The following is a 25,285-nucleotide window of genomic DNA, read 5'->3' on the forward strand; positions in this document are numbered from 1 at the left end:
GCCAGTTGTCCGTTTTCAGGCGAGGTCACCCTGACAACTAACAACGGATAACTCTCCACTGACCCAGTACCTTGCGGCCATGCTTCCCCAGCTCCGCGATGCCCGCCTCTGGTCCCGCGCGCTTACGGCGCGTCGTGCCCGGAACGCGTACGGTATCTGGAGCAGCTTCCGCGAGGCGAAACGCACGAAAGTGCCGCACATCAAGGGGATGCCGATCAGCATCAGCATCGAGCCCACCACCGCGTGCAACCTCCGTTGCCCCGAATGTCCAAGTGGGCTGCGTGCATTTACACGGCCCACCGGCAACCTCAAACACGGCCTTTTTGAAAAAGTGATCGATGAGCTGGCCCAAGACCTTTGGGCGCTCACGTTCTATTTTCAAGGCGAACCCTTCATCAATCCAGGCTTCTTGGACATGGTGAAGTATGCCAGCCAACAGGGCATCTACACCAGTACCAGCACCAATGCACATTTCCTCGATGAGGCCAAGGCCGAGGCTACCGTGCGCAGTGGGCTGTCACGGCTCATCATTTCGCTCGACGGCACCGATCAGGACACGTATTCCGCTTACCGTAAAGAAGGCACGTTGGCCGCGGTGATCGAAGGTGCCGAGCGCATCGTGAAGTGGAAGAAAAAACTGAAGAGCCGCACGCCCCACGTGGTGTTCCAATTCCTGGTGGTGAGGCCGAACGAGCACCAGATACCGGAAGCGCGCAAGCTCGCCAAGCAGATCGGCGTGGACGACCTGTGGCTGAAGACCGCACAGATCTACGACCCGAAGGACGATCATCCGCTGATCCCCGTGCAGGACAAGTATTCCCGATACAAGCGGAATGCGAACGGTATTTGGGAAGTGAAGAACGCCTTGGACGACCACTGCTGGAAGATGTGGCACAGCTGCGTGATCACCTGGGACGGCCGCGTGGTGCCCTGCTGTTTCGACAAGGACGCGCACTACGTACTGGGCGACTTGAGCAAGCAGAGCTTCCACGAGGTGTGGAACGGCGAGGCATACAACGCGTTCCGCGCTACGCTCTTGCGATCACGCAGCGACATTGACATGTGCCGCAACTGCAGCGAGGGCAGCCCTGTGTGGGCATAGCGCCGGAAACCTTCATTAATACGTGATCACCTCCCTCAGATCTTTAGGTTCGTGAGCAACTGGCTGCACCTATATTCGCGGCTCAAAACACAAACCCTGCTCAAGACCAAATTTCCGATGATTAACCTGAGATCCCCCCTGATGTTCGTGGCCGGTCTGGTCGCCTTCAGCTGCATGGCGCAGAAAATGAAAGTGGAGAAAGGCGACCTGTCCGTTCTGAAGGGCCAAAAAACAGTGAACGTCGAGTTCGTGTACGACAACTTGAAAATGTTCAATGACGATCGTACCGAAGCAGCCTACATTGAAGAACGCAAGAAAGAACTCAATGAGAAGGGCGCTGACAAAGGTGAGACTTGGGAGAAGAAATGGATCGCCAGCCGCGAACTGATCTGGGAGCCGAAATTCATGGAGCTCATCAACCGCACTGAGGGGATCAAATTCAAGCAAAGCGACTCCGATGCCAAGTACACCTTGGTCGTTGATGCCGTCTGGCTCTACCCCGGATACAATGTCGGCGTCATGAAGAAGGGTTCAAAGCTGAATACCGACCTCACGCTAGTACAGACGGACGACAAGAGCAAGGTCTTGGTGAAGATCAGCGCAACGGATGCACCCGGCGATACCTACCAAGGCACCTTCAGCAATGAGGACCGTATCGGTGAGAGCTATGCCAAGACAGGGAAGACGCTTTCAAAGATGATCAGCAAGAAGCTGAAGTAGGAGTAGGACGGGGCAGCGAAAGCTCTCTTGTTGAAACCGTCAAAAGAAATGCCGCAAGGCTGCGATCGGTCGCAGCCTTGCGGCATTTTCCGTTCCTGAGTGGATCCATGGTCGTCTCGCGGGGGACCACATCCAGAGAACCTTTCATACAATACGGGGCAGGAAGGAGTGGCGGGAGCTCAACTATCTTGAAAGATCATCCAATTGGATGATCGTGATCACACCTTCAGGATATCCGTCTCCTTCGCCTCGATCAAGGCGTCCACCTTCTTGTTCCAGATGCCCGTGACCTTTTCCACCTCGGCCTCCGCGCTTTTGGCACCATCTTCGGGCAGGCCGTCCTTCTGCAGCTTCTTGATGCCCTCCATGGCCTTCTGACGCGCCCCGCGTATGCTCACTTTGGCATGCTCGCCCTCGGCCTTTGCCGCCCTCACCAGGTCCTTGCGCCGGTCCTCGGTGAGCATCGGCACGAGGATGATGATGTTGTCCCCGTTGTTGCTGGGGTTGAAGCCGAGGTTCGCGGCCTGGATCGCCTTCTCGATCGGATCGATCATCTTCTTCTCCCAAGGTTGGATCAAGAGCGTACGCGCGTCCGGCGTGTTGATGTTGCTCACCTGCGTCAGGGGCACCTCGCTGCCGTAGTAGTCCACACGGATACCCTCCAGCATCGCGGGGTTCGCACGGCCGGCGCGGATCTTCACCAGTTCATTGTCCAAATGGTCAACGGCCTTGCGGTCGAGGTCCTCGCATTGGGCTATCAGGGATGCTGTATCGCTCATGTTCTTCAGGGAAAGGCTGCGAATTTACCGCAATAGTGGGGAACGCGGAGAAAGTAAAAAGTTCCACGAAGGACACGAAGCCCACGAAGGAATACTATCACATCCTTCTTTGCGCCCTTTGCGTCCTTTGCGGTAGAAAGCCAGAGCTGCCTCCGGTGCTCTCACACTTAAAACTCAACGATGGTCCCCAAAGGCTCACCGCTGATCAACTTCCCAAGGTTCCCCGGCTTGTTCATGTCGAACACGATGATGGGCAGCTTATTCTCGCGGCACAGGGTGAAGGCCGTCATGTCCATTACTGTAAGGCCCTTGGCGTAGACCTCCTCGAAGGAAATGCGTTCATAGCGCGTGGCAGTGGGGTCCTTTTCCGGGTCGGCGGTGTAGATGCCGTCCACGCGGGTGCCCTTGAGGATCACGTCCGCCTCGATCTCGATGGCCCGCAGGCTGGCGGCACTGTCGGTGGTGAAGTAGGGATTGCCCGTGCCGGACCCGAAGATCACGATGCGGCCTTTTTCCAAGTGGCGCACGGCCCGGCGGCGGATGAAGGGCTCCGCGATCTGCTCCATCTTGATCGCGCTCAGCAACCGCGTCTTCTGGCCCGCCACCTCCAAGGCGCTCTGCAACGCCAAGCTGTTGATCATGGTGGCCAGCATGCCCATGTGGTCCCCCTGCACGCGGTCGATGCCGTTCGCGGCCGCCTGGATGCCCCGGTAGATGTTACCGCCGCCTACCACAATGGCCACTTCCACACCGCTGCGGGATACGGCCACGATCTCCTCCGCGTATTGCTTCAGCCTTGCGCTGCTGATGCCGTAGGCTTGTTCGCCCATCAGGCTTTCTCCGGAAAGCTTCAACAGGATGCGCTTGTACGTGCGGGGGGGGGTGGGGTCGCTCATCGGTGCGCGAAAATAGGGGGGACGGCACAAAAAAAGAGGGAGACCGAAGCCTCCCCCATTCCGTGATCCAGTATAATGATCAAGCCCCCAATGCGTGGCGCTTGAAGCCGGTGACCTTCAGGTCTTTGTCGGCCTTTTGCACGTATTGCTCCACGTTCATCTTGTTGTCTTTGATGAACTCTTGGGAGAGCAGGGTGCTTTCCTTGTAGAACTTGTTCAGGCGGCCCTGGGCGATCTTCTCGGCCATTTCCGGGGCCTTGCCCTCTTGGATAGCGAGGTCCTTGCCGATCTCCAATTCCTTCTCCACCACGCTTTGGGGCGTGCTGCTCTTGTCCAAGGCGATCGGTCCCATGGCGGCCACCTGCATGGCCACGTCCTTGGCCACGCTTTCGTGGCCGACCTTGTTCAAGCCCACTAGGCTCGCCACACGGTTGCCGGGGTGGTTGTAAGCGTAGACGTATTCCGCCTCGAGCGGCTGGCAGTAATTCACGTCGATCTTTTCGCCGATCACACCGGTCTGCTCGGTAAGCTTCTCGGCAACAGTGAGGCCATTGCCAAAAGGCAGGGCTTTCAGCGCGTCGGCATCGGCGGCCATGTTCTTCAGCGCGATCTCGGCGATGGTCTCCGCCATGGCGCTGAAGTCAGCGTTCTTGGCCACGAAGTCGGTCTCGCAGTTCACGCTCACCAACATGCCTTTCTTGGCATCGGCGCTGGTCTTGGCAAGTACCAGTCCTTCAGCAGCGTCGCGGTCGGCGCGCTTGGCGGCCACTTTCTGGCCCTTCTTCCGGAGGACGTCGATGGCAGCGTCGAAGTCGCCATTGGCCTCCGTGAGGGCGTTTTTACAATCCATCATGCCGGCGCCCGTCATTTGGCGCAGCTTGTTCACTTCAGAGGCGGTAATGGCCATGGTCGTGCTCATGCTTATGTGTTGACGTTAAATAAAACCGGGGGCCCTTCGGGCCGCCCTTGATCAGGCCTGGGGCTCTTCCGTACCGGCGTCCGCACCCGTGTGCCCGGCTTCGGCGGCGACCTCCTCATGTGTGTCGGGCTCAGCTGCCGGGGTTGTCTCAGCGGCAGCTTGTGGTGCGGCTTCGGCATTGGGTTCAGCAAGCTTCTCAGCGGTTTTCTTGCCGGTATGCTTCCGACCGTGTTTTTCAGCCACTGCCTCGTCGCCTTCCTCCTCAGTGTCCTCATCGGGCGTGGCGGTGCCACTGTCCTTGTCGCGCTTGCGCTCCTCAACACCTTCCTGGATAGCTGCGATCATCGTGTCCACGATCAGCTCGATGCTCTTGGTGGCGTCGTCGTTCGCAGGGATGGGGAAATCAACTAAGGAGGGATCGCTGTTCGTGTCCACCATGGCGAAGGTGGGGATGCCCAGCTTGCGGGCCTCGGCCAATGCGATGTGCTCCTTCACGATGTCCACGATGAACAAGGCGCTGGGCAGACGGGTGAGGTCGGCGATGCTGCCGAGGTTCTTCTCCATCTTCTCGCGTTGACGGCTCACCTGAAGGCGCTCGCGCTTGCTCATGTTCTCGAAGGTGCCGTCGACCTTCATGCGGTCGATGTTGGACATCTTTTTGATGGCCCGGCGGATGGTACCGAAGTTGGTGAGCATGCCGCCGCTCCAACGCTCGGTGACGTACGGCATGCCAGTGGGCTTCACCTTGGCGGTGACGATGTCCTTGGCCTGCTTCTTGGTGGCCACGAAGAGCACCTTCTTACCACTGCGCGTGATCTGGCGCAAGGCATTGGCGGCCTCCTCCAACTTGACGGAGGTCTTGTTGAGGTCGATGATGTGGATCCCTTTCTTCTCAGCGAAGATGTAGGGGGCCATGTTGGGGTTCCACTTGCGGCGCAGGTGGCCGAAGTGTACGCCTGCGTCGAGCAGGGTGTCGAAATCAATACGAGCCATTCGAGGTACTGTTGTTTGGGTTCACTTTCCTTTTTCCCGTTGTGCAGGCATTCAGCGCGGTAGCCGGTTTCCCGGGTCTGGCTGAATTGGATGCTGAACCCGCCTTCACCGTAGCTCTGGCGGGCATCAACAAGCGTGGGATATCAACGCTTGCTGAACTGGTAACGCTTACGTGCCTTCTTGCGGCCGAACTTCTTGCGCTCCACCTCACAGGGGTTTCGCGTCATGAGGTCCTCTGCCTTCAATGCGGGCTTCAGGGTCTCGTCCATCGCCACCAAGGCGCGGGCAATACCCAAGCGCACGGCCTCCACCTGACCGGTGATGCCTCCGCCACGCACGTTGACCGTGACGTCGTACTTGCCCAGGGTATCGGTGAGCTTGAAAGCTTGCTCAAGCTTGAACTGCTGGGTGGTGATGGGGAAGTATTCCTTCCCTTCCACGCCGTTGACGAAAATGCTGCCGTTGCCCTCGCTGAGGACTACGCGTGCCACGGAGGTCTTCCGGCGGCCAAGGCTGTTGATGGGCTCCATACTTACTTGATGGTGTTGAGGTCGATCATGCGGGGCTTTTGCGCGCTGTGCTTGTGTTCGGTACCCACCACCACGTGAAGGTTGTTGAACTGGGCACGGCCAAGGCGCGTCTTAGGCAACATGCCGCGGACGGCGTGTTCCAACAGGGCGTAAGGCTTGCGGGCCATCAGCTTTTCGGCCGGCTCGCGCACCTGTCCTCCCGGATGAAGGCTGTAGCGCTGGTATTCCTTATCGGCCATCTTGTTGCCGGTGAGGCGCACTTTTTCGGCGTTGATCACGATGACATGGTCACCGGTATCGACGTGGGCGGTGAAGGTGGGCTTGTGCTTACCGCGCACGAGCATGGCGATCTTGCTGGCGACGCGGCCGATGACCTCGTTCTCAGCGTCCACCAGAAGCCATTCCTTCTGCGTGGTGGCCGCGTTGGCCATGGATGTGGTGTGAGTCGTGGATGCCACGGTACTGGGGGTGTTGAATGAGTCTATGCCCGGCTAAGGGGGCGCGAAGATAATGGCTTTTCCGGAAAACCAACAACGGATCGTGGAAACTCGGGTATTCACCACGGAGGCACAGAGACACGGAGGAATGCAGGGTATAGGTCAGGGGTCAGGGGGCAGGGGGCAGGGGGCAGTAAGCAGTAGGCAGTAGGCAGTAGGCAGTAGAAGTGGCCGTCGACAGTAACAGTAGGCATTCTCCGGTCATTGTAAAACACCTCCGTGTCTCTGTGCCTCTGTGGTAAAAAGTACGACTACTCCCTACCCCGTTTCTGGGCCACGTTCGCCGGTTTCCCGTACTCCGGTACCAGATAGGCCAAGCCGCTGAAGCGGCCTTTGCGGTAATGGCGTTCCGCGCAGCGAGCTAACCCCTTGACGTCCGGTCGGATATGCGGGAGGTACGTGATCGCAGTGTAGGCTTGCCAGAGGGCTGTCGCTTTGTCCGCGCCGTTGCCGAAAACGATTGTACGTCCTTCCTTCGGTCGGGCCTCGCACCAGGCCTCGTCCAAGATCAAGGGCGCGGTTTCATCCAGCGGCCTTTCATCCGCCCCGAACGCACGCGTGTACACTTCCATACGGCGGGCGTCCACCATGGGCATGAGAACGGCATCCGGGCTTTGTTCACCTTGCTCCTCAAGGAATTGGGCCAGCAGCACCTCCAGCGTGCCCATGCCGATCAAGGGCCTGTCCAAGGCGTAGCACAGGCCTTTTGCCGCGGAAAGACCGATCCGCAGCCCGGTATAGGATCCAGGTCCCGTTCCAACGGCGATAGCATCCAAGTCCTTCAGACTTCGGCCGGCTTTTTCCATCACCTCCCCGATGAAGACGTTGAGCCGTTCCGCGTGCGACAGTTTTTCGCTGGTGTCCTCACGCCAGGCCAACGGACGGGCACCCTCGCTCAGCACCACGGACAGGTGCGGGGTGGCGGTATCGAATGCGAGCAGCAGCGCCACGGTCAGAGGGTTACCGGAATGCCTTGCAGGATGTCGAGCGACTTCTGCGCCATCAGGTAGGTGTACTTGGCATTGATCAGCTGCGAGGTGCTCTGCTGGAGCCGGGCCTTGGCGACGTTGAGGTCGGTGGCCGTGATCACATGCTGGTCAAAACGCTCATTGGCCATGCGGAGCGATTCCTCCGAGGCGTCCACGGCGAGCTTCGCGCTGATGTATTGCCGATAAGCGCCGCGCTGGGCGGTCAGCGCGTTCTGCACGTCCACTTGAAGGGCGTTCCGGCGCTTCAGGAGGTCGTTCTTGGCCCGCTGCTGCTGGATCCGCGCCTGATCCGTGGCATAGCGGTTCTGCATGTTGTTGAAGATGGGTATGCTCAAGGTGAAGCCTACGGATTCGTTCAGGTTGTCGTTCAGCTGCTGCGAGAAGGATTTCACACGGGTGTCCTGGCTGAAATTGGGCGCATAGACCGGCTCACCGCCCCCGGTGGCACCGATCAGGATGGACCCGTCCGGAGTGGGATCGCCGACAGCCTCCAGATTGCGGCCCGAGTAACCCGTGCCCAATGAGGCATTGAAGGAGAGCGATGGCAGCGCATTGGACCGGGCGATGGCGATGCCACGCTCGGCGCTCTGTGCACTGAGGTCCGCCTGTGCATAGGCAGGATTGGTGGAGACCACCTTGTTTAGCACCTCTTCGTCGGTAGCCGTGGGCTCCACGATGTTCAATTCGCTGATCGCCGGGGCGGTGACGTCGAAGGCCTTCTCCTCTTCCGGGGTCAACTGCATCAGCTGGGCCAACGTGAGCTTGGCCTTTTCCGCTTGGATGTTCAAATTTTCCGCCGTGTATTCCTCCTGCGCCAACTGCGCCTGGATGTCCAACAGGTCGGCGCGCGCCACCCGGCCGGCGTCGAGCAGGTCTTGGGTCACAGTGGACTGTTCCCTCGTGGAGGCTGCCTGGTCGTTCGCGGCACGAAGCTGCTCCCGCAGGCCGAGCAGGTCCAAGTAGGCCCGTACCACCGCTGTGCTGATGTCATTGCGCAGGGACTCCAAGCCCTTCTCCGCCGCTTGCTCGTCCAGCGCGGAACGCTTCAGCACTTGGTGCTTCCGGCCGCTTTGGAACAGCATGACATCGCTGTTGAGGTAGAGGTTGTTGGTCCGGACACGGTCCGTAGCGAAAGTGTTGGTGTACTGGTCGATGGTCTTCCCCCAGTTGTAACCATGGGTGGCGGCTCCGTTCAGGTTCGGCAGGAAAGACCAGTACGCCTGCTCGTGGGCATTCGATGCAAGGTCCACGTCCAGCGTCGCGTTGCGCAGGTCCAGGTTGCGCTCCTGCGCCCGTTGCATGCACTGGTCCAGCGTCCAGGGCTGCTGTCCCACCGCGCCAAGTGCCATAGTGATGGACAAGAGAAGAAAATTGATCCGCATAGGTCGGGTTCGGCCATTGGGAAGGCCCGAAGCAAAAGTAGCCGCGTGGGAATGCAGCATCAAACCTATGGGATGAGCGGTAAAAGAAACGTGCGGATGGCGCGGGTCAGCAACTCAACGCACAGGAAAGCGGACGCGACCGCTGATATCGGGCTCACATGCCCGTGATGCGCACCTCAACGCGACGGTTGGCTTCGCTCTCGGTCCTGCTCTTCGGTTCAGGGAAAAGCATGTGCGCATTGCCCAGGCCCACATAAGAGAGGCGCGAAGGATCCACATCGTTGATGAGGAGGAAGTTGTAGACCGTCTGTGCGCGCTCGGTGCTCAACTCCACGAATTCATTCGTGTTCTTCTTGTAAGTGGGGCCGTTCACATGGCCCTGGATCTCCACTTTTGTCGAAGGGTTCTGCTCCATAAAATGCAAGAGCAAGTAAAGCGAGCCTTCGGAACTCCGCATCACTTTGCTGTCATTCCCCACAAAGCGGATGTCGTCCAACACCACCCGTGCTCCCGGCTTGATGGGCGTGAGCTTGATGTTCACCTGTAGCTGCTCATCTCCGGAGGGCTTAACACGATCGGTCTGGAACATGTAGCCCTTCCTCAGGCAGTTGATCCGCAGTTTCCGGTAGTTGTCCATCCGGAACTCATAATGGCTCTTCCCCTTGGCCTCCACGATGGAATCGAAGCGCATGCCCTCCACCGTGAGGGCAGCGTTCACGGGGGCGCCTGTGGACGCGTCAGTGATGTCGATCAGAAGTGTTTGGGGCAACACCACAACCGCTGGCGGAGGTGGCGGGGGATCATAGTGGAAGTGCAAGGTGAACCCGTCCCTGGGCCGGTCCTGATAGTCCACCAGCAGATAGAGCAGTTCGCCGTCCTCCACTTCTATTGCACGGCTGTAGGAAGTGCCCACGCCGGAGCGCACGAAATCGTTCTCGGCGTCCTCGCTCAGGCCGCACATCGAGTTCAGGCTCTTGTCGTTCCTTGAAATGTTGCTTCGTACAGGTTGTACTTCCCTATTAGCGATCTTGCTACAGATGTCCGGAACGGCACCCTGAAAGAGCAGGAAGTCGATGTCATCCTCGGGATCCTTCGGAATGATGTCGAAGGTGAGCGTGGTCTTCACCGGTGCTCGGAACACATACCATGTGGAGTGATGCTCCCGCTCCAACCATTGGAGGTCCGTCGCCGGATTTTCCTTGATCTCCAGGATATTTCCGAAACCACGGCCGGGGCGGTCGCACACCAGGATGGAGTCCTTGATGAAGATCGCTCCCACGCAATCACCCGGGTCCGTTGGACGGACCTGGGCTTGCACCGCCGACATCAGCGGCAGGCAAAGGAGCAGGGTGCGATATGGTGCTGTGGAACGCAACGTGGAAAATTGGCAACGCCCTTCCTACGCAGGTGTGTAGCTGAGGTTACTTCCCAACCAACGCTCCATCCATTCCGTGCTCTCGCCCTTGCGCCGAGCGAGGTCGTTGATCTGGTCTTTGCCCACACGGCCCACGCCGAAGTATTTGCTGCGTGGATGTGCGAAGTACCAGCCGCTAACCGCTGCCGTGGGATACATCGCCAGCCCTTCCGTGAGCTTGATACCGGTGTGTTTCTCCGCGTCCAGCAGGCGGAAGATCTCAGGCTTCTCCGTGTGGTCCGGGCAGGCGGGGTAACCCGCAGCGGGGCGCACACCATCGTAATTTTCCTTGATCAGCTCCTCGTTGCTGAGTTGCTCCGCGCTGGCATAGCCCCAGATCTCCTTGCGCACCACCTCGTGCAGCTTCTCAGCGAAGGCCTCCGCCAAGCGGTCGCCCAAGGCCTTGCACATGATGGCGCTGTAATCGTCACCGGCCTCCTCGAACTGCTTCGCACGCTCTTCCACGCCATGCCCCGTGGTGACGGCGAATGCACCGATGTGGTCCGCGATACCGCTTTCCTTCGGGGCGATGAAGTCGGCATTCGCAGTGTAGGGAACACCGGGTGCTTTCTTCGACTGCTGTCGCAGTGTGTGAAAGGTGCCGATGACCTCCTTCCGGCTTTCATCCTTGTACACATCCACATCGTCACCCACGGAATTCGCTGGCCAGATGCCCGCCACGCCGTGCGCCTTGAACCATTGCTCCTTCACCAAGTGATCAAGCATCTTCAGTGCGTCGGCGTGCAGCTTGGAAGCTTCCTTGCCTACCACGGGATCGGTGAGGATCTTCGGGTATTTACCTGCGAGTTCCCACGCTTGGAAGAAGGGGGTCCAATCGAGGTAGGGCACGAGGTCCTTCAGCGGGAAGTTGCGGAAGGTGAAGACGCCGGTGCTGCGCGGTTTCACGGGTGGCTCGGCCTTCCAATCGATCGTGAAGCGCTTCTCCCGTGACTCCGCGATCGGGATGAATTCCTTTTCACGCTGCTGCGTGGCGTAGTGCTCGCGCACGGTCTCGTACTCTTCGGCGATGCGCTTCACGAAAGCATCGTGCGTGGCAGGGCTGAGCAATTCGCTCACCGCGGGGACGCAACGCGAGGCATCGATCACATGCACCACGGGCTTGCTGTAGTGCGGCGCGATGCGCACGGCGGTATGTACGCGGCTTGTGGTGGCCCCGCCGATCAATAGCGGAAGCTCGAAGCCTTCGCGCTCCATCTCCTTCGCCACGTGGGCCATCTCGTCGAGGGAAGGTGTGATCAAGCCGCTTAGGCCGATCACGTCCACCTTCATTTCGCGCGCAGTCTTTAGGATGGTCGCGCTCTGCACCATCACGCCGAGGTCGATCACCTGCCAGCCGTTGCAGGCGAGGATCACACCCACGATGTTCTTGCCGATGTCATGCACGTCGCCTTTCACGGTAGCGAGCAATACCTTCTTCGGTCCGTCATTGCGGTTCTGCACGATCGGAACACCGAAGCTGTCCTTGAGCACCTCGGCCTCGGAGCCTTCGTTGTTCTTCTTGTATTCCTCGAGGAAGGGTTCGAGATAGGCCACGGCCTGCTTCATCACACGGGCGCTCTTCACCACTTGTGGCAGGAACATCTTGCCCGCGCCGAAGAGATCGCCTACCACGGTCATACCCGCCATAAGCGGCCCTTCGATCACTTTCACGGGATCCAAAAGTTCTTTGCGCGCTTCCTCGGTGTCTTCCACGATGAAGTCCGTGGTGCCGTGCACCAGCGCGTGACGCAGACGATCCCTCACGTCTCCTTCACGCCAGCTCAGGTCCTGCGCATTGCTCTTCGCGCCGCCGCCTTTGAACTGTTCGGCAAGCGTTACCAAGCGTTCGGTGGAGTCGGGCCTGCGCGCGAACAGCACGTCCTCCACGTGTTCCAGCAATTCCTTCGGGATGTCGTCGTACACGCCGATCTGGCCCGCGTTCACGATACCCATGTCCATCCCCGCTTGGATCGCGTGGTAGAGGAATGCGGTGTGCATGGCCTCGCGCACGGGCTCGTTACCGCGGAAGCTGAAGCTGATGTTGCTCACGCCGCCGCTCACCAATACCCCGGGCAGGTTCTGCTTGATCCACTTCACCGCCGCGATGTAGTCGATGGCGTAGCGATCATGCTCGCTCATTCCCGTGGCCACGGTGAGGATGTTCGGGTCGATGATGATGTCGTGCGGTGCGAAGCCGATCTTTTTCGTGAGCAGGTCATACACGCGTTGCGCGATGGCGATACGTCGTTCGTAGCTGTCGGCCTGGCCTTTCTCGTCAAAGCACATCACCACCACGGCGGCACCTAATCGTTTCACGGTGCGGGCATGGTCGATGAACTCCTCCTCCCCTTCCTTCAGGCTGATGGAATTGGCGATGCCCTTGCCCTGCAAGCATTTCAGGCCGGTCTCGATCACGCTGAACTTGCTGCTGTCGATCATTACCGGCACGCGCGCAATGTCCGGCTCAGCCGCGATGAGGTTGATGAATTTGCGCATGGCCTCCACGCCGTCGATTAGCCCCTCGTCGAGGTTCACATCGATCACCTGCGCGCCGTTCTCCACCTGCTGGCGCGCCACGCGCACGGCCTCATCGTAGTTGCCGTCCTTGATGAGACGCCGGAACAGCGCGCTGCCCGTGACGTTGGTGCGCTCACCGATGTTGATGAAGTTGGAACCGGGGAAGATGCGGAGCGGCTCTAGGCCGGAGTAAGTTGGAATGCTCATTGATTTTTCACCACAGAGGCACAGAGGTCACAGGGAGTAATTTGAGTCGTGAGTCGTGAGTCGTGAGTCGTGAGTCAGGAGTCGTGAGTCCGTTAGTTGAGGGTCTCCGTCGGAGAACGCCCCAATCACCATTCAAGCGATGACGGTAATTTGACGCGGTGCATGCTTCGCTGCTTCTTCCGCCAGCGCCGCGATATGCTCCGGCGTGGTGCCGCAGCAACCGCCCACGATGTTCACCAAGCCGTCCTTCATGAACTCACCGACCAAACGTGCAGTTACCTCAGCGGTTTCGCGGTACTCGCCCATCTGGTCCGGCAGGCCGGCGTTCGGATAAACACTGACAAAGCACGGTGCCTGTTCCGCCAGCACTTGCAGGTAAGGTCGCATCTGCGCCGCACCCAGTGCGCAGTTCAGTCCGATGCTGAAGAGCGGCACGTGTGCCATGCTGATCATGAAGGCGTCGATGGTCTGGCCGCTCAGGGTGCGACCGCTGGCATCGGTGATGGTGACGCTGCACATCAGCGGAAGTCGCAAGCCGCGTTTGTCGAAGACTTCTTCAATGGCGAAGAAGGCCGCCTTGGCGTTGAGCGTATCGAAGATGGTTTCCACCAGCAGCAGGTCGGCACCGCCTTCCATCAATGCGTCCACCTGCTCCGTGTAGGCCGTCACCAATTCATCAAAGGTCACGGCGCGGAAACCGGGGTCGTTCACATCGGGCGAGAGCGACGCCGTGCGGTTCGTGGGACCGATGGAACCGGCCACGAAGCGCGGCTTGCCGGGGTCCTTTGCTGTGAACTTTTCGCAAGCGGCTTTTGCCAACTGTGCGGAACGCAGGTTGATGTCGCGCACCAAATGCTCGCACTTGTGTTCGGCTTGCGCGATGCTGGTGCCGCTAAAAGTGTTGGTCTCGATGATGTCCGCACCGGCTTCCAAGTACTGCTCGTGGATGCGCGAGATCGCCTCCGGGCGGGAGAGCGAGAGCAGGTCGTTGTTGCCTTGCAGCAAAATGCTATGCGCTTCCATGCCTGTCGGATGGAAGTCCTCCTCCTTCAGCCCCAGCCGCTGGATCATGGTGCCCATGGCACCGTCCAGCACGAGAATGCGCTCTTGCGCGAGTTGTTCGATCGTCTTCATTTCATCACATCACCTCCCCCAAAAACAAAAACACCTCATCCGATGGCCGGATGAGGTGTCAATGCTCGGGAAAGCACAGGTCTCGATCACGGCTCATCTTTCGCCTCACATCGGTCTGTATCACCGATGCTCGGAGCTGGATTTAGCACCTTCTCGATGGTACACATCGAACGGTTGCCAAGGCTTCACAGGGCCAGTCCCTCTGCCTTTCTTGATAAGCTCAATGGAAAAGAACGAGGGGCAAAGATAGGTAGTGAATACAAGCCGCAGATGGACGCCGATAGACGCAGATGAATGCACGCCCGCACCAGTCAGCAGCTACCCTTATTCTCCCGAGGTCGTGGGATAAAGCATTTGCTCACTCCGAGCCTTCCGAGGATCAAGAACCGCTCACTTCCCCTTCGGCTCCGCATCGAAATTCACCATCCAGTTGATCCCGAATCTATCCGAGAACATCCCGAAGTACGCGCCCCAGAACGTATCCGCCAGCGGCATGGTGACCTTCCCTCCAGCGGACAATCCGTTGAAGAGCTTGTCGGCCTCGGCCTTGCTGTGCGCGTTGATGGAGATCGAGAAGTTGTTGCCTTGCGTCACCTTCGGTCCGTTGCTGATGGTGTCACTGCCCATGAGCGCGGCTCCTTCGCCGATGGGATAGGAAACGTGCATTACCCGCTGCTTGTCCGCATCGGATACGGGCATTTTGGGATCGGGGGGCATTTCCCCGAAACGGCTGATCATGGCGAACTCTCCGCCGAAAACGGACTTGTAGAAGGTGAAGGCGGCTTCGCAGTTGCCGTCGAAAGTGAGGTAGGTGACGAGCTCTGGCATGATCGTTCGAGTTGGGTTTTTGGAGAACCAAAATTACTACCGTCGCCTTATGGTGAATGCCAAATAAGTCCACGGATCTCACGCGCGATACACGGAAAAATGGCAGGTGCAGGAAGGTTCGCCTACGGCTTAAAAACTCAGCGCTACCAATACCGCCAAGACCACTCCGGGAGCCAAGCTCACAAGCCAACGAGTGCCCAGTTCATCCTTCCGCATAAAGGCATAAACGGCTTCGCACATGGCGGAAAGGCCGAGCACCATAAAGACCAGCGTGCGGGCATGGAAGGTGATACCTTGCTCCGAAACGATCGTGAATGTGAACCAGATCGCGATCAACACGGCGAAGAACCATTGCGCAGCGAAGGTCGTGGCGCGATGCCGCACTAATCCGGAAAGATCCGACGCGGCTCGGCAGTTCGCCGTGAGATAGAGGTTGGCAGCGGCAAGTCCTTCCAACCAGATCGGCGCAGGCTTGCCCAAGGCCAGCAATCCAGCCCAGCCGAGCAACATCAGCATCGCCACCGGCCACGCGAACCGGTATACCGAGGGTTCGTAGAGGCGGGGATAGGTTTTCATTGTTGGTCGTTTGCCTTGCTACCACTCACCGCGCCATTGTCGTTGCAGTTCTACTGGGTCAACCTCCTCCTTCAACACTCCGACATACTTGTACACGTCAACCGCTTTCCTAAGCTTCCTTTTGCCCGTGTGCAGCTTGTTCATAAGCAACCTAATCCGCTGCCGTGACATGCCTCGTTTGATGACGACCATCATTGCTCAAAGATATGGGACCCTCCCAACGACCAATTGCCGGAAATGCTTGTCCACAGATTACACAGATGGCCACAGATGCTGCTGGTGTTGGCAACAGCCAACCGAGAAAGCCGCAGAAAGAGTTCCTCTGTGCTCTCTGCGCCTCTGTGGTGAACCTATTTCCCCCTGTCTCCGATATACTTCGCCAGCCAATCAAAGACCGTCTTGTGCCACATCATGGAGTTCTGAGGCTTCAGCACCCAGTGGTTTTCATCGGGGAAACGCAGGAACTCCGAGTCGATGCCCTTGGCCTGGCAAGCCGTGAATGCGCCGATGCCTTGAGAGAGTGGGATCCGGTAGTCCTTGTCGGAATGGATCACCAGCATCGGCACGGTCCAGTCCTTCGCGTGCATCATCGGATTGAACTTGTCGTATTGCGCCGGGTCTTTGAACACGTCGCTGCCGTTCTCCCAGTTGTCGAACCACAGCTCCTCCGTGGAATAGCCCATGGCGCGGGTGTCGAACACGCCGTCGTGCGTCACCAAACATTTCCAAGGCTCCTTCCATTTGCCAGCGATCCAGTCAACCATGTAGCCTCCGTAGGAAGCGCCCAAGGCCGCCGCACGATCACCGTCCAGGAAGGGGTAAGTCTTCAACGCATACGTCCAGCCTTTCTGCAGGTCCTCCAGCGGACGGTCGCCCCAATGCGTCGAGATCGCATCGGTGAATGCCTGCCCATAGCCCGTGGAGCCATGGAAGTCGATCATCACCACCGCGTAACCCGCGCCTGCGTACGTCTGCGGGTTCCACCGGAAGCTCCAGGAATCACCGAAGCTGCCTTGCGGGCCGCCATGGATCAGGAAGGCAACCGGATACTTTTTGCCTTCCACGTAACCGACCGGCTTGATCACATAGCCATGCACGGTCTCGTTGTTCCAGCCGGGGAAGTTGAACTGCTCATACTTCCCGAACTCGAGGTTTTTCAGGACCGCATCCACAGATGTCAAATTCACGGCATCCACGTCGATCAGCTTGGCCTTCGGCTTGGCGGCATACAGCAGCGAAGGATTGTTCAGCCCGCTCTTCAGGAATACGAATCCCTTCGGCGTTTCGAAGAAGGCATCCATGTGGCCGTCCTTGGACATCGGCGTAACGGTGCCGGTCTTCAGGTCCACCTTGAACAGCAGCGTATTGCCGACATTTCCCGCTACCACATAGAGGCTCTTGCCGTCGGCGCTCCATTTCATGTCGTCCACGCTGCGGTCCCAATCGCCCGCCACCGTGGTCACTTTGCCGGAAGCATCGCGGAGTTGGATCCAGAAGCGGTCGGCTTCGAAGCCGGGGCGTTTCATGACCTTGTAGGCGAGCGTCTTGCCATCCGGCGACATGCGTGGTGAAGCGTCCCAGGCCTTGTTGCTCTCCGTGAGGTTGGTGATCGCGCCACCGGAAACCGGCACGCTGTACACATCGAAGTTGGTGCTCCACGGCTCGGTCTTTCCGGCCAAGCGGGCGCTGAAGTACACGGTCTTTGAATCCGGGGAAATTGAGTAATCACCTTCATCACCCCAAGGCATCGAAGGCACATCACCATCGAAGCCGTCCGTCAATGCGACAGGTGGGGCATCGCCTTCCAGCGGCCGGTAGAACAAGTGGTTGCGTGTGCCATCGCTCCACGTATCCCAGTGGCGGATGAAGAGCTTGGTGTAGAGGTCGCCCGTGGATTTGTCCGCCTTGCGCGCTTCATTCCTCTTCACCGTGCAAGCAATTTCATCGCCCTTGCATTCCGGGAAAACGGCCAGCGAGAACACCAGTCCCTTTCCGTCGGGCGTGATGCGATAGGAACCGATGTCCAACGGCAGCCGCGTCACTTGCGTGGAGGTGGCACCGTTCACGTCGGTCTTCCAGAGTTGTGATGATCCGCCTTCGCCACGAGAAGAAAGAAAGTAGATCGTCTTGCCGTCGGGGCTCCAGGTCGCACCGCTCGCTCCACCTTCGGAAACAGTCAACTTCACCTCAGGCACTGCGGGCTTTGTAAGATCTTTCAACCAGAGCGTGCTCACACCCTTGTTCGCTTCCATATCGGTAGCGCGCACATTGAACACGGCAAAGTGGCCGCTGGGGTCAACGCTGAGTCCGCTCATGCGATCAAGCATGAGCATCTCCTTATAGGTGAAAGGCGTCATGGTTTGGGCGAAGGAGGTTCCGCAGAGGAGGGCTAGTGCGCCAAGCTGCAGGCTTCGCAGGGTACGGGAAAATGAATAGTGGTTCATGGTTGGCGTGTCGCGCATTTTTGAGCCTTATGGGTCGCCGCACGAAGATCGCAAAGTAAGTTGCATGGGGATCTGTTCAAACCCTACCTTGGATTCGCAACCACCGCATCTTTCCATGTTCTCCAGCCGTACCCTACCACTCTTGCTGATCGCGTTCTGCCTGTTCGCAGCCTGCAGGAAGGAGACGAAAGGCGACGGCGGTGCCGGCATCATCCTCGGCCAGCACTTGCAATTGTCCGTGGATAGCCTTTGCGTGCAGGCCCCGAACATCTTCACGCCGAACGGGGACGGCATGAATGATGTCTTCGTTGTCATACCTCGGAATGACAACGCATTCAGTCTCATCATCCGGAATGAGGCGGACAGCGTGGTCTTCTCCACATCCAACTGGTACCATGCCTGGAACGGGATCGACCCCACGGTCAACGGCAGCGTGCCGACCGCTGGCCGGTACCACTACTTCATCAACGTCATCGGAACATCGGATGCGCAACTCTCCGGCAACTACGTAATCTACGTGGTGACCGACCACACCTCGCCTTGTTTCAGCACACAGGTTCCACCGGTGTTCGGCGATCAGTTCGATCCGCGTCAATGCGGGCCTGTCTATCCGAGCAACGATGTGGTTTGTGTGTGGTGAGGCTCGTGGCCACAGTTAGCCCGCGCCATTCGGTTCACCCCAAAAACCGCTCAAAAGTCCCGTTGTTGATCACCTCGAAGGTGGCCTTCGGATAGGCATCTGTGAAGGTCTGCGGGGGGCGCGCCTTCGCTTTGGGCGACCACTTGATCTCCATGGCGCGCAACTTTCCGTTGTTCTCCTCTATCAGATCGATCTCCTGCTGCTGCACGGTGCGCCAATAGTAGAGCCGCGCTCCGGTGTCCGCGTAGATGTTACGCTTGTGCAATTCGGACACGATGAAATTCTCCCAGAGAGCGCCGGCATCCTGACGTTGGATGAAAGGGGATCGATCGCCGATCACCGCATTGCGGATGCCATTGTCCCAGAAGTAGACCTTCTGCTTTGAACGTAGCTCGGTGCGGAGGTTCCTGCTGAACGGCCCGACACGGAACACAATGTAACTCTGCTCCAGATACTGGACGTACTGTTCGGCGGTCTTCATGTCGATACCCACCGTGCGGGCCACCTCGCTCATGGAAACCTCCTGCCCCACCTGCCAGGCCAAGGCGCGCAGCAGATCAACCAAGGCGCGTGGTTTGCGGATCCCCGTCAGCGCCAGGATATCCTTGAACAGATAGCTGTCCGCGAGTTCGCGCAACACCCGGTCGCGGTCGGCTTCCGCCGTAAGCACCTCCGGGTACGTGCCCGAGATCAGGACCTCCTTCAGCTTTCCACGGGCGGTGAGCAGGCCGTTGTGCTGCACCAGCTCCTTCCATGTGATCGGAAAGAGATGACAGGTCCACTTGCGACCGGTCAACGGCTCTTGGATCCGGTTGTTCAGCTCCAGTGCCGAAGAACCGGAGAGGATGACCTTTATGCCAAGCTCATCGATCATCATCTTCGCCGTAAGCCCCACGCCATCGATGCGTTGCGCTTCGTCGATCACCACCACGGATGCGTTGCCAAGCAGCTGTTTCAGTTCTTCTTGGCCCACGTCCGTCAAGGCGCGTTGAGCGGCAGGATCATCTCCGTTGAAGCGGACCACCGCAGGCAGTTCCCGCGTCAATTCGTTGATCAAGGTGGTCTTTCCCGTTTGCCGGGCGCCGAGGAGCACAATGGCTTTTTTCCCCTTCAACCGCTGCCGAAGTTCCGGAAGTAGCGTGCGCTCGATCATGTTTTTGAGGATTGTATTCTGCAAATATCATGATTTTCTCGGAATACGTTCCTTGAATATCGAAATGTAAAGGCAGTGAAAATGGTGAGGTTGATCAAGACGGCGGGGCTAAACTGTGCTCGCTGTTCCTACCGTTCAACTCTTCCTCGGCGCTTTCTTCCGCTTCGCCTTCTTCCCCTTAGGCGGAAGCGTGAGCACATGCTCCAGCGAAAGCTTCACCCACTTCTCCATGGCCTTGCGGCTTTCCACGGCTTCCGCGTCCACAAAGAGAAAGCCTTTGGTATCACCCTTCCCGAACGTGATCGGCTTCGCTCCCGGCCATTCACCCACCTCCTCATGACGCGCGCTGTTGAAGCGGACCATGAAATCCCCCTTGTTGGTAATGCCCACGGCCATGTTGCCATTCACCATGAAGGCCACACCGCCGAACATTTTTACGGTCTCCGCTTGCACACCTTGCGACAAAATCACATCGGCGATGCGGAATTCGAACTGCGGGTCGTAGGCCATTGGTTTCGATTAGCTAATTAGCAGATGTGACGATCAGCTGATGATGAGTTCGCAGATGAAGTCGTTAATGCGGCCATCAGCTAATCAACTGATCCTTCTTCTCATCAGCTGATCGGATCATGCTGCGATCGCAAACTGCACCCGCACCATCTCCAACAGCTCCAGCACGATGCGCGGATCGTTCTCCGTCACCAGCTTCATGCGGTGCTCCTTGAAATTCGGGAGGCCCTTGAAGTAGTTGGTGTAGTGGCGGCGCATCTCCACCACGCCCTCGTGGTCGCCTTTCCAGAGGAGGCTGCGCTCGAAGTGTTCGCGGGCGGCGTCCACGCGGTCGTCTATCGTGGGCGGGGCCAAGTGCTCGCCTGTAGCGAAGAAGTGTTTGATCTGGTTGAAGATCCAGGGCGCACCGATGCTGGCCCGGCCGATCATCAGGCCGTCCACGCCGTAGCGGTTGCGGTATTCCAGCGCTTTCTCCGGTGAATCGATGTCGCCGTTGCCGAAGATGGGGATGTGGATGCGCGGGTTGTTCTTCACCTCACCGATCAAGGTCCAGTCCGCGGGGCCTTTGTAGAGCTGTGCACGCGTGCGGCCGTGGATGCTGAGCCCTTGGATGCCGACATCCTGCAGGCGCTCGGCCACCTCCATGATGTTCTTCGTCTGATCACTCCAGCCCAAGCGCGTCTTCACGGTGACGGGCAACTTCACGGCTTTCACAACCTTCTCCGTAAGGCGCACCATCTTGTCCACGTCCTGCAAGAGGCAGGCTCCGGCGCCTTTGTTCACCACCTTGTTCACCGGGCATCCGTAGTTGATGTCGATGAGCTCAGGGCCGGCGCGCTCGGCAATGCGGGCGGCCTCTTCCATGGCATCCTCGCTGCCGCCAAAAAGCTGGATCCCCACGGGGCGTTCATCCGGGAAGATGTCCAGCTTTTTCATGCCCTTCGCCGCTTGGCGGATCAGCCCTTCACTGCTGATGAACTCGGTGTACATCAGGTCGGCACCGTGCTTTTTACAGAGCGCACGGAAGGGCGGATCGCTCACGTCCTCCATGGGAGCGAGGAGCAGCGGGAAATCGCCGAGTTCTATGGGACCGATGCGGGGCATGGGGAAACGGCTGCGAATTTACGGACTTGAGGGGTGGTCGGACAGGTTTTACTTAGGGTCTCCGTTTCGGGAACCTGAGAACACCTGTCTTGCATTGTTTGACAGGATTTCAGGATTGCCAGGATCGCCCCCGTGGGGCCTTTGGGACGGGACGGACCGACGGGGCAGGATTTCAGGATCGGCTCTGTTAGACCCATCTGTAATGAAGGGATTGCGCGAGGCGCGCTTTCCCGCCGTATGGCGGAGGAGGCCTCAACGCTGCGGCCGCTTTGCGGCCTCTGGTCCCAAAGCCTGAAAATTGGTGCTTGGAGCTAGCTCCGCCGAAAAAAACATAGAGAGGGATTGCGCGAGGTGCGCTTTCCCTAAGGGGGTGGCTTCAACGCTGCGGCCGCTTTGCGGCCTCTGGTCCCAAGTCTGAAAATTGGTGCTTGGAGCTAGCTCCGCCGAAAAAAATCTATAGAGGGATTGCGCGAGGCGCGCTTTCCCAGAGGGGGTGGCTTCAACGCTGCGGCCGCTTTGCGGCCTCTGGTCCCAAGTCTGAAAATTGGTGCTTGGAGCTAGCTCCGCCGAAAAAAACCTATAGAGGGATTGCGCGAGGCGCGCTTTCCCAGAGGGGGTGGCTTCAACGCTGCGGCCGCTTTGCGGCCTCTGGTCCCAAAGCCTCAAGAAAAGGCTTCGAGCGAGCTCGGCCTTTTCTTGAGGCTTTGGGACCGCCCGCTGCGCGGGCAGCGTTGGCGGAGAAGGAGGGATTCGAACCCCCGTTACCTTTCAGTAAACACACTTTCCAGGCGTGCGCCTTAAACCACTCGGCCACTTCTCCAATACGCCACATCCGGGGATGCGGGCCGCGAATGTAACAAGGCCGCGCCTTACTGAGCAGCAATTTCACCGCAGAGTGCCTCGCCCATGGCCCGCATCACCTCTTCCGGGCCAAAGCCTTGGCCCAGGAGAAACATCAATTTGGTGATGGCAGCTTCAGTGGTCATATCCATTCCGCTTACCACGCCCATCTCCGCAAAAGCCCGGCTGGTCTCATAGCGCCCCTGCTCCACACGTCCGCCCACGCACTGGGTGACGTTCACCAGTATGAGGCCGCGCTGCCTGGCTTCACGGAGCACGTCGAGAAAATCCTTGTCCGTGGGCCCGTTGCCGCTGCCAAAGGTGGTGAGCACGGCGGCTTTCAGACCGGGGTCGTTCAGCAGCGCCTTCACCCAGGAGGCCCGGATCCCCGGGAACAGGCGGATCACGCCGATGCCATCGTCCATGTGCTTATGGACACGCAATGGCCCAGTACGCCGGGGAAGCAGCGCAGCTTGGTCGTAACGGATATGGACACCTGCCTCGGCCAGCACGGGCCAATTCGGTGACCGGAAGGCTTCAAAGCGCTCCGCATGCACCTTCACCGTGCGGTTGCCACGGTAGAGGCTGTATTCGAAATAGATAGCCACTTCCGCCACTTTCGGCTTGCCGTTCTCCTTCGCTGCAGCGATCTCAATGGCCGTTAGGAGATTCTCTTTACCATCGGTCCGGATGGTGCCCAGCGGAAGCTGGCTGCCGGTGAGGATCACCGGCTTGGCCAGATCCTCCAGCAAGAAGCTGAGCGCACTGGCGGTATAGGCCATGGTATCACTGCCGTGCAACACCACGAAGCCATCGAATTCCGCGTAGCGCTTGCCGATCGTTTCCGCAATGCGCACCCATTGGACAGGATGAATGTCACTGCTGTCGATGGGCGTGCCGAAGGACACTGTTTCCAGCGCGATGCCCATGCGTTCCAGCTCCGGCACCTGCTCCTCCAAGTGGTCCAGGTCCATGGCCTGGAGGATACCGCTTCGTGCATCGGCCACCATGCCGATGGTGCCACCGGTGTAGATCAATAAAACCTTGGGCGTGCTCATTCGGCGAAGAGCATCTCCGCATTGGCGGTGGTAATACGCGCCACTTCTTCCATGGAGATGCCCACGGCGGCCGCGAGCGCTTCGGCGATCACCGGGATATAGCTGCTTTCGTTGCGCTTGCCGCGATTGGGCACCGGTGCCAAATAAGGCGCATCGGTCTCCAGCACGCAATGTGCGGCACCGACCTCCGCCATGGTCTCCGCGAGACCGCCTTTCGGAAAGGTGATGACGCCGCCGATCCCGAGCATGAAGCCACCGACATCGATGATGCGCCTCGCCTCTTCCGCCGTGCCGGTGAAGCAATGGAAAACGCCTTTTAGGTGCTCATCCTTCTCCTCCTCAATGATCGCGATCGTTTCCTCGAAGCTCTCCCGGCAGTGGATCACCACGGGCAACGCGAGTTCCTTGGCCCAGCGCACCTGCTGACGGAATGCGTCCTGCTGCTGCGTGAGCCAGGTCTTGTCCCAGTGCAGGTCGATGCCGACCTCACCCACGGCCCAGTAGCGGCCGGTGGCCAGCAGACGCTCCACCTCCGCCAGATCACGGCTTGGATCCTCTCCCACCGAGCACGGGTGAAGGCCCATCATGGGGAAGCAGGCCTCAGGAAATTGATCACAAATAGCATGCATGACCTCCACACTGGTGAGGTCGATGTTCGGGAGAAAGAGCTTGCGGACCCCCGCGTCCAAGGCGCGTTGCACCATTTCGGCGCGGTCGTTGTCAAACTGTTTGTGGTAGAGGTGGGCGTGCGTGTCGATGTACATCTCAAGTTCCAAAAGGCGGAATGCCGCAAAGGTGCGGCTTTCGGAACAAGATACGTGGATGGACCGAGGTGGATCTGCCCGGCACTATGGTCCGCTGGTTGTCAATGTGGTGAAGATCCCATCTGCGGAGATCAGCTCTTTCAGTGTCATCAGCGTTCCATCGCCGCCCCTACGGCTACTTTCGTGCCCGCTCCCATGAAAGTACTGGTCATCCGCTTCAGTTCCATTGGTGATATTGTCCTCACCTCGCCCGTGCTGCGTTGCCTGAAGCAACAAGTGCCCGGCATGGAGGTGCATTTCCTCACCAAGAACTCTTTCGGCTCCTTGGTGGAGCATTCGCCCTACGTGGACCGCGTGCACCTGCTGGGCGACGACCTGGGCCATGTACTGCGGACATTGAAGAGGGAAAAATTCGACCTTGTCGTTGACCTGCACCACAACACCCGCACATTGCGCGTGAAAATGGCGTTGGGGGCGCCTTCCAAGAGCTTTCCGAAGCTGAACCGCGAGAAGTGGTTGCTGGTAAATTTCAAAAAGGACAAGTTGCCGCCCATCCATATCGTGGACCGCTACCTCGGCACGGTGGCGCATCTCGGCGTGAAGAATGATGGGCAGGGCCTGGACCTTTTTATCCCGCCTGATCAAGAGGTGGACCTGGGTTCGCTACCTGTATCCCATCGCAACGGATACATCGCTTTGTGCATTGGCGCAGGACATTTCACCAAACGCTTGCCGCCGCACAAGTTGGTGGAACTGGCCGGCAAACTGAAAGGTCCTTTGGTGATCATCGGAGGTCCGGAGGATCAGGCGGTGGGCCGCCTGATCTGCAATTCCGTAGGCGCCCGGGCATTCGACACCACGGGGAAGTACGACCTCATGGGTTCGGCCTCCATGATCCGCCAGGCCACCAGTGTGATCGCCCACGACAGCGGCGCGATGCACGTGGCAAGCGCGTTCCGCAAGAATACGGTGAGCGTTTGGGGCAATACGGTGCCGCAGTTCGGCATGGGGCCTTACATCCCGCAACATCCGGAGCGGGCGCACATCAGTGAGGTGCTCGGGCTTTCGTGCAGGCCTTGCTCAAAGATCGGCTTCGACAAATGTCCGCGCGGCCATTTCCGCTGCATGGAGAAGCAGGATCTGGACCAGATCGTGGCTTGGGCTGCACGGGAGTCACCTCCGGTATCGTAAGGTTTAACCGCGGAGGGCGCGGAGAGCGCGGAGAGGTATTCCCAATAGTTGTCAGTTGTTCGTTGTCAGTTGTCAGGCGTTGCCGCGCCAAAGCGCTG

Annotated in this window: 23 protein-coding genes, 1 tRNA gene and 1 riboswitch; of the genes, 4 read left to right on the plus strand and 20 right to left on the minus strand. The window is 58.9% G+C overall.

Annotated elements, in window-relative coordinates:
- Positions 1-79: 79 nt before the first annotated feature.
- Together IPP95_08920 and IPP95_08925 are read left to right on the plus strand one after the other, a co-directional pair.
- Positions 80-1,102, plus strand: a complete 1,023-nt coding sequence (locus tag IPP95_08920; protein ID QQS71321.1) for an SPASM domain-containing protein — start codon at positions 80-82, stop codon at positions 1,100-1,102.
- Positions 1,103-1,243: 141 nt separating this feature from the next.
- The gene (locus tag IPP95_08925) at positions 1,244-1,822 is read left to right on the plus strand and encodes a hypothetical protein (GenBank protein QQS74232.1); all 579 of its coding nucleotides are present in this window, start codon (positions 1,244-1,246) and stop codon (positions 1,820-1,822) included.
- A gap of 218 nt (positions 1,823-2,040) precedes the next feature.
- Here the strand turns inward: IPP95_08925 and frr are convergent, their stop codons facing one another.
- The 14 genes from frr to IPP95_08995 form a co-directional block, all read right to left on the minus strand.
- Entirely contained in the window at positions 2,041-2,601 is a 561-nt protein-coding gene (gene frr / locus IPP95_08930; GenBank protein ID QQS71322.1) for a ribosome recycling factor, read from the minus strand.
- Between the two features lie 167 nt (positions 2,602-2,768).
- Positions 2,769-3,497, minus strand: a complete 729-nt coding sequence (locus tag IPP95_08935; protein QQS71323.1) for a UMP kinase — start codon at positions 3,495-3,497, stop codon at positions 2,769-2,771.
- Between the two features lie 79 nt (positions 3,498-3,576).
- Positions 3,577-4,404 carry an elongation factor Ts gene (locus tag IPP95_08940; protein QQS74233.1) on the minus strand — a complete coding sequence of 276 codons (828 nt, stop codon included), beginning with the start codon at positions 4,402-4,404 and terminating at the stop codon, positions 3,577-3,579.
- A gap of 63 nt (positions 4,405-4,467) precedes the next feature.
- Entirely contained in the window at positions 4,468-5,409 is a 942-nt protein-coding gene (gene rpsB / locus IPP95_08945) for a 30S ribosomal protein S2 (protein ID QQS71324.1), read from the minus strand.
- Positions 5,410-5,552: 143 nt separating this feature from the next.
- Positions 5,553-5,939: a 30S ribosomal protein S9 gene (gene rpsI, locus IPP95_08950; protein QQS71325.1), complete on the minus strand. Its 387-nt coding sequence runs from the start codon at positions 5,937-5,939 to the stop codon at positions 5,553-5,555.
- Positions 5,940-5,941: 2 nt separating this feature from the next.
- Positions 5,942-6,370, minus strand: coding sequence for a 50S ribosomal protein L13 (gene rplM / locus IPP95_08955; GenBank protein QQS74234.1), 429 nt, complete (start codon positions 6,368-6,370; stop codon positions 5,942-5,944).
- A gap of 317 nt (positions 6,371-6,687) precedes the next feature.
- Entirely contained in the window at positions 6,688-7,386 is a 699-nt protein-coding gene (tsaB, locus tag IPP95_08960) for a tRNA (adenosine(37)-N6)-threonylcarbamoyltransferase complex dimerization subunit type 1 TsaB (protein QQS71326.1), read from the minus strand.
- Positions 7,387-7,388: 2 nt separating this feature from the next.
- The gene (locus tag IPP95_08965) at positions 7,389-8,786 is read right to left on the minus strand and encodes a TolC family protein (protein ID QQS71327.1); all 1,398 of its coding nucleotides are present in this window, start codon (positions 8,784-8,786) and stop codon (positions 7,389-7,391) included.
- A gap of 175 nt (positions 8,787-8,961) precedes the next feature.
- Entirely contained in the window at positions 8,962-10,134 is a 1,173-nt protein-coding gene (locus IPP95_08970; GenBank protein ID QQS71328.1) for an OmpA family protein, read from the minus strand.
- Between the two features lie 72 nt (positions 10,135-10,206).
- Positions 10,207-12,945, minus strand: coding sequence for a methionine synthase (metH, locus tag IPP95_08975; GenBank protein ID QQS71329.1), 2,739 nt, complete (start codon positions 12,943-12,945; stop codon positions 10,207-10,209).
- Between the two features lie 132 nt (positions 12,946-13,077).
- Positions 13,078-14,079, minus strand: coding sequence for a homocysteine S-methyltransferase family protein (locus IPP95_08980; GenBank protein ID QQS71330.1), 1,002 nt, complete (start codon positions 14,077-14,079; stop codon positions 13,078-13,080).
- Between the two features lie 90 nt (positions 14,080-14,169).
- Positions 14,170-14,300, minus strand: a riboswitch (SAM riboswitch).
- 169 nt (positions 14,301-14,469) lie between these two features.
- On the minus strand, positions 14,470-14,907 hold the full coding sequence (locus IPP95_08985) for a VOC family protein (GenBank protein QQS71331.1): 438 nt from the start codon (positions 14,905-14,907) through the stop codon (positions 14,470-14,472).
- Between the two features lie 129 nt (positions 14,908-15,036).
- Positions 15,037-15,483: a hypothetical protein gene (locus IPP95_08990; GenBank protein ID QQS71332.1), complete on the minus strand. Its 447-nt coding sequence runs from the start codon at positions 15,481-15,483 to the stop codon at positions 15,037-15,039.
- 350 nt (positions 15,484-15,833) lie between these two features.
- On the minus strand, positions 15,834-17,927 hold the full coding sequence (locus tag IPP95_08995; protein QQS74235.1) for a S9 family peptidase: 2,094 nt from the start codon (positions 17,925-17,927) through the stop codon (positions 15,834-15,836).
- 115 nt (positions 17,928-18,042) lie between these two features.
- On the opposite strand from IPP95_08995, the gene IPP95_09000 reads away from it, so the two are divergent.
- On the plus strand, positions 18,043-18,567 hold the full coding sequence (locus IPP95_09000) for a gliding motility-associated C-terminal domain-containing protein (protein ID QQS71333.1): 525 nt from the start codon (positions 18,043-18,045) through the stop codon (positions 18,565-18,567).
- A 34-nt stretch (positions 18,568-18,601) separates the two neighbouring features.
- Here the strand turns inward: IPP95_09000 and IPP95_09005 are convergent, their stop codons facing one another.
- The 6 genes from IPP95_09005 to IPP95_09030 all read right to left on the minus strand — a co-directional run bounded on the left by IPP95_09005 (position 18,602) and on the right by IPP95_09030 (position 23,996).
- Positions 18,602-19,720, minus strand: a complete 1,119-nt coding sequence (locus IPP95_09005) for an ATP-binding protein (protein QQS71334.1) — start codon at positions 19,718-19,720, stop codon at positions 18,602-18,604.
- 135 nt (positions 19,721-19,855) lie between these two features.
- Positions 19,856-20,230 (minus strand): TfoX/Sxy family protein, encoded by a 375-nt coding sequence (locus tag IPP95_09010; GenBank protein QQS71335.1) that lies wholly within the window; start codon positions 20,228-20,230, stop codon positions 19,856-19,858.
- 117 nt (positions 20,231-20,347) lie between these two features.
- Positions 20,348-21,334 carry a tRNA dihydrouridine synthase DusB gene (gene dusB / locus IPP95_09015; GenBank protein QQS71336.1) on the minus strand — a complete coding sequence of 329 codons (987 nt, stop codon included), beginning with the start codon at positions 21,332-21,334 and terminating at the stop codon, positions 20,348-20,350.
- Between the two features lie 732 nt (positions 21,335-22,066).
- A tRNA-Ser gene (locus tag IPP95_09020) sits at positions 22,067-22,154 on the minus strand.
- 49 nt (positions 22,155-22,203) lie between these two features.
- Positions 22,204-23,232, minus strand: a complete 1,029-nt coding sequence (locus IPP95_09025) for a type I asparaginase (GenBank protein ID QQS71337.1) — start codon at positions 23,230-23,232, stop codon at positions 22,204-22,206.
- On the minus strand, positions 23,229-23,996 hold the full coding sequence (locus IPP95_09030; protein QQS71338.1) for a TatD family hydrolase: 768 nt from the start codon (positions 23,994-23,996) through the stop codon (positions 23,229-23,231). The genes IPP95_09025 and IPP95_09030 overlap by 4 nt, the downstream gene beginning before the upstream one ends.
- A gap of 195 nt (positions 23,997-24,191) precedes the next feature.
- On the opposite strand from IPP95_09030, the gene IPP95_09035 reads away from it, so the two are divergent.
- Positions 24,192-25,187, plus strand: coding sequence for a glycosyltransferase family 9 protein (locus IPP95_09035; protein QQS71339.1), 996 nt, complete (start codon positions 24,192-24,194; stop codon positions 25,185-25,187).
- Positions 25,188-25,285 lie beyond the last annotated feature (98 nt).

It is taken from the genome of Flavobacteriales bacterium, assembly GCA_016700415.1.
Classification (GTDB): Bacteria; Bacteroidota; Bacteroidia; order Flavobacteriales_F; family PHOS-HE28; genus PHOS-HE28.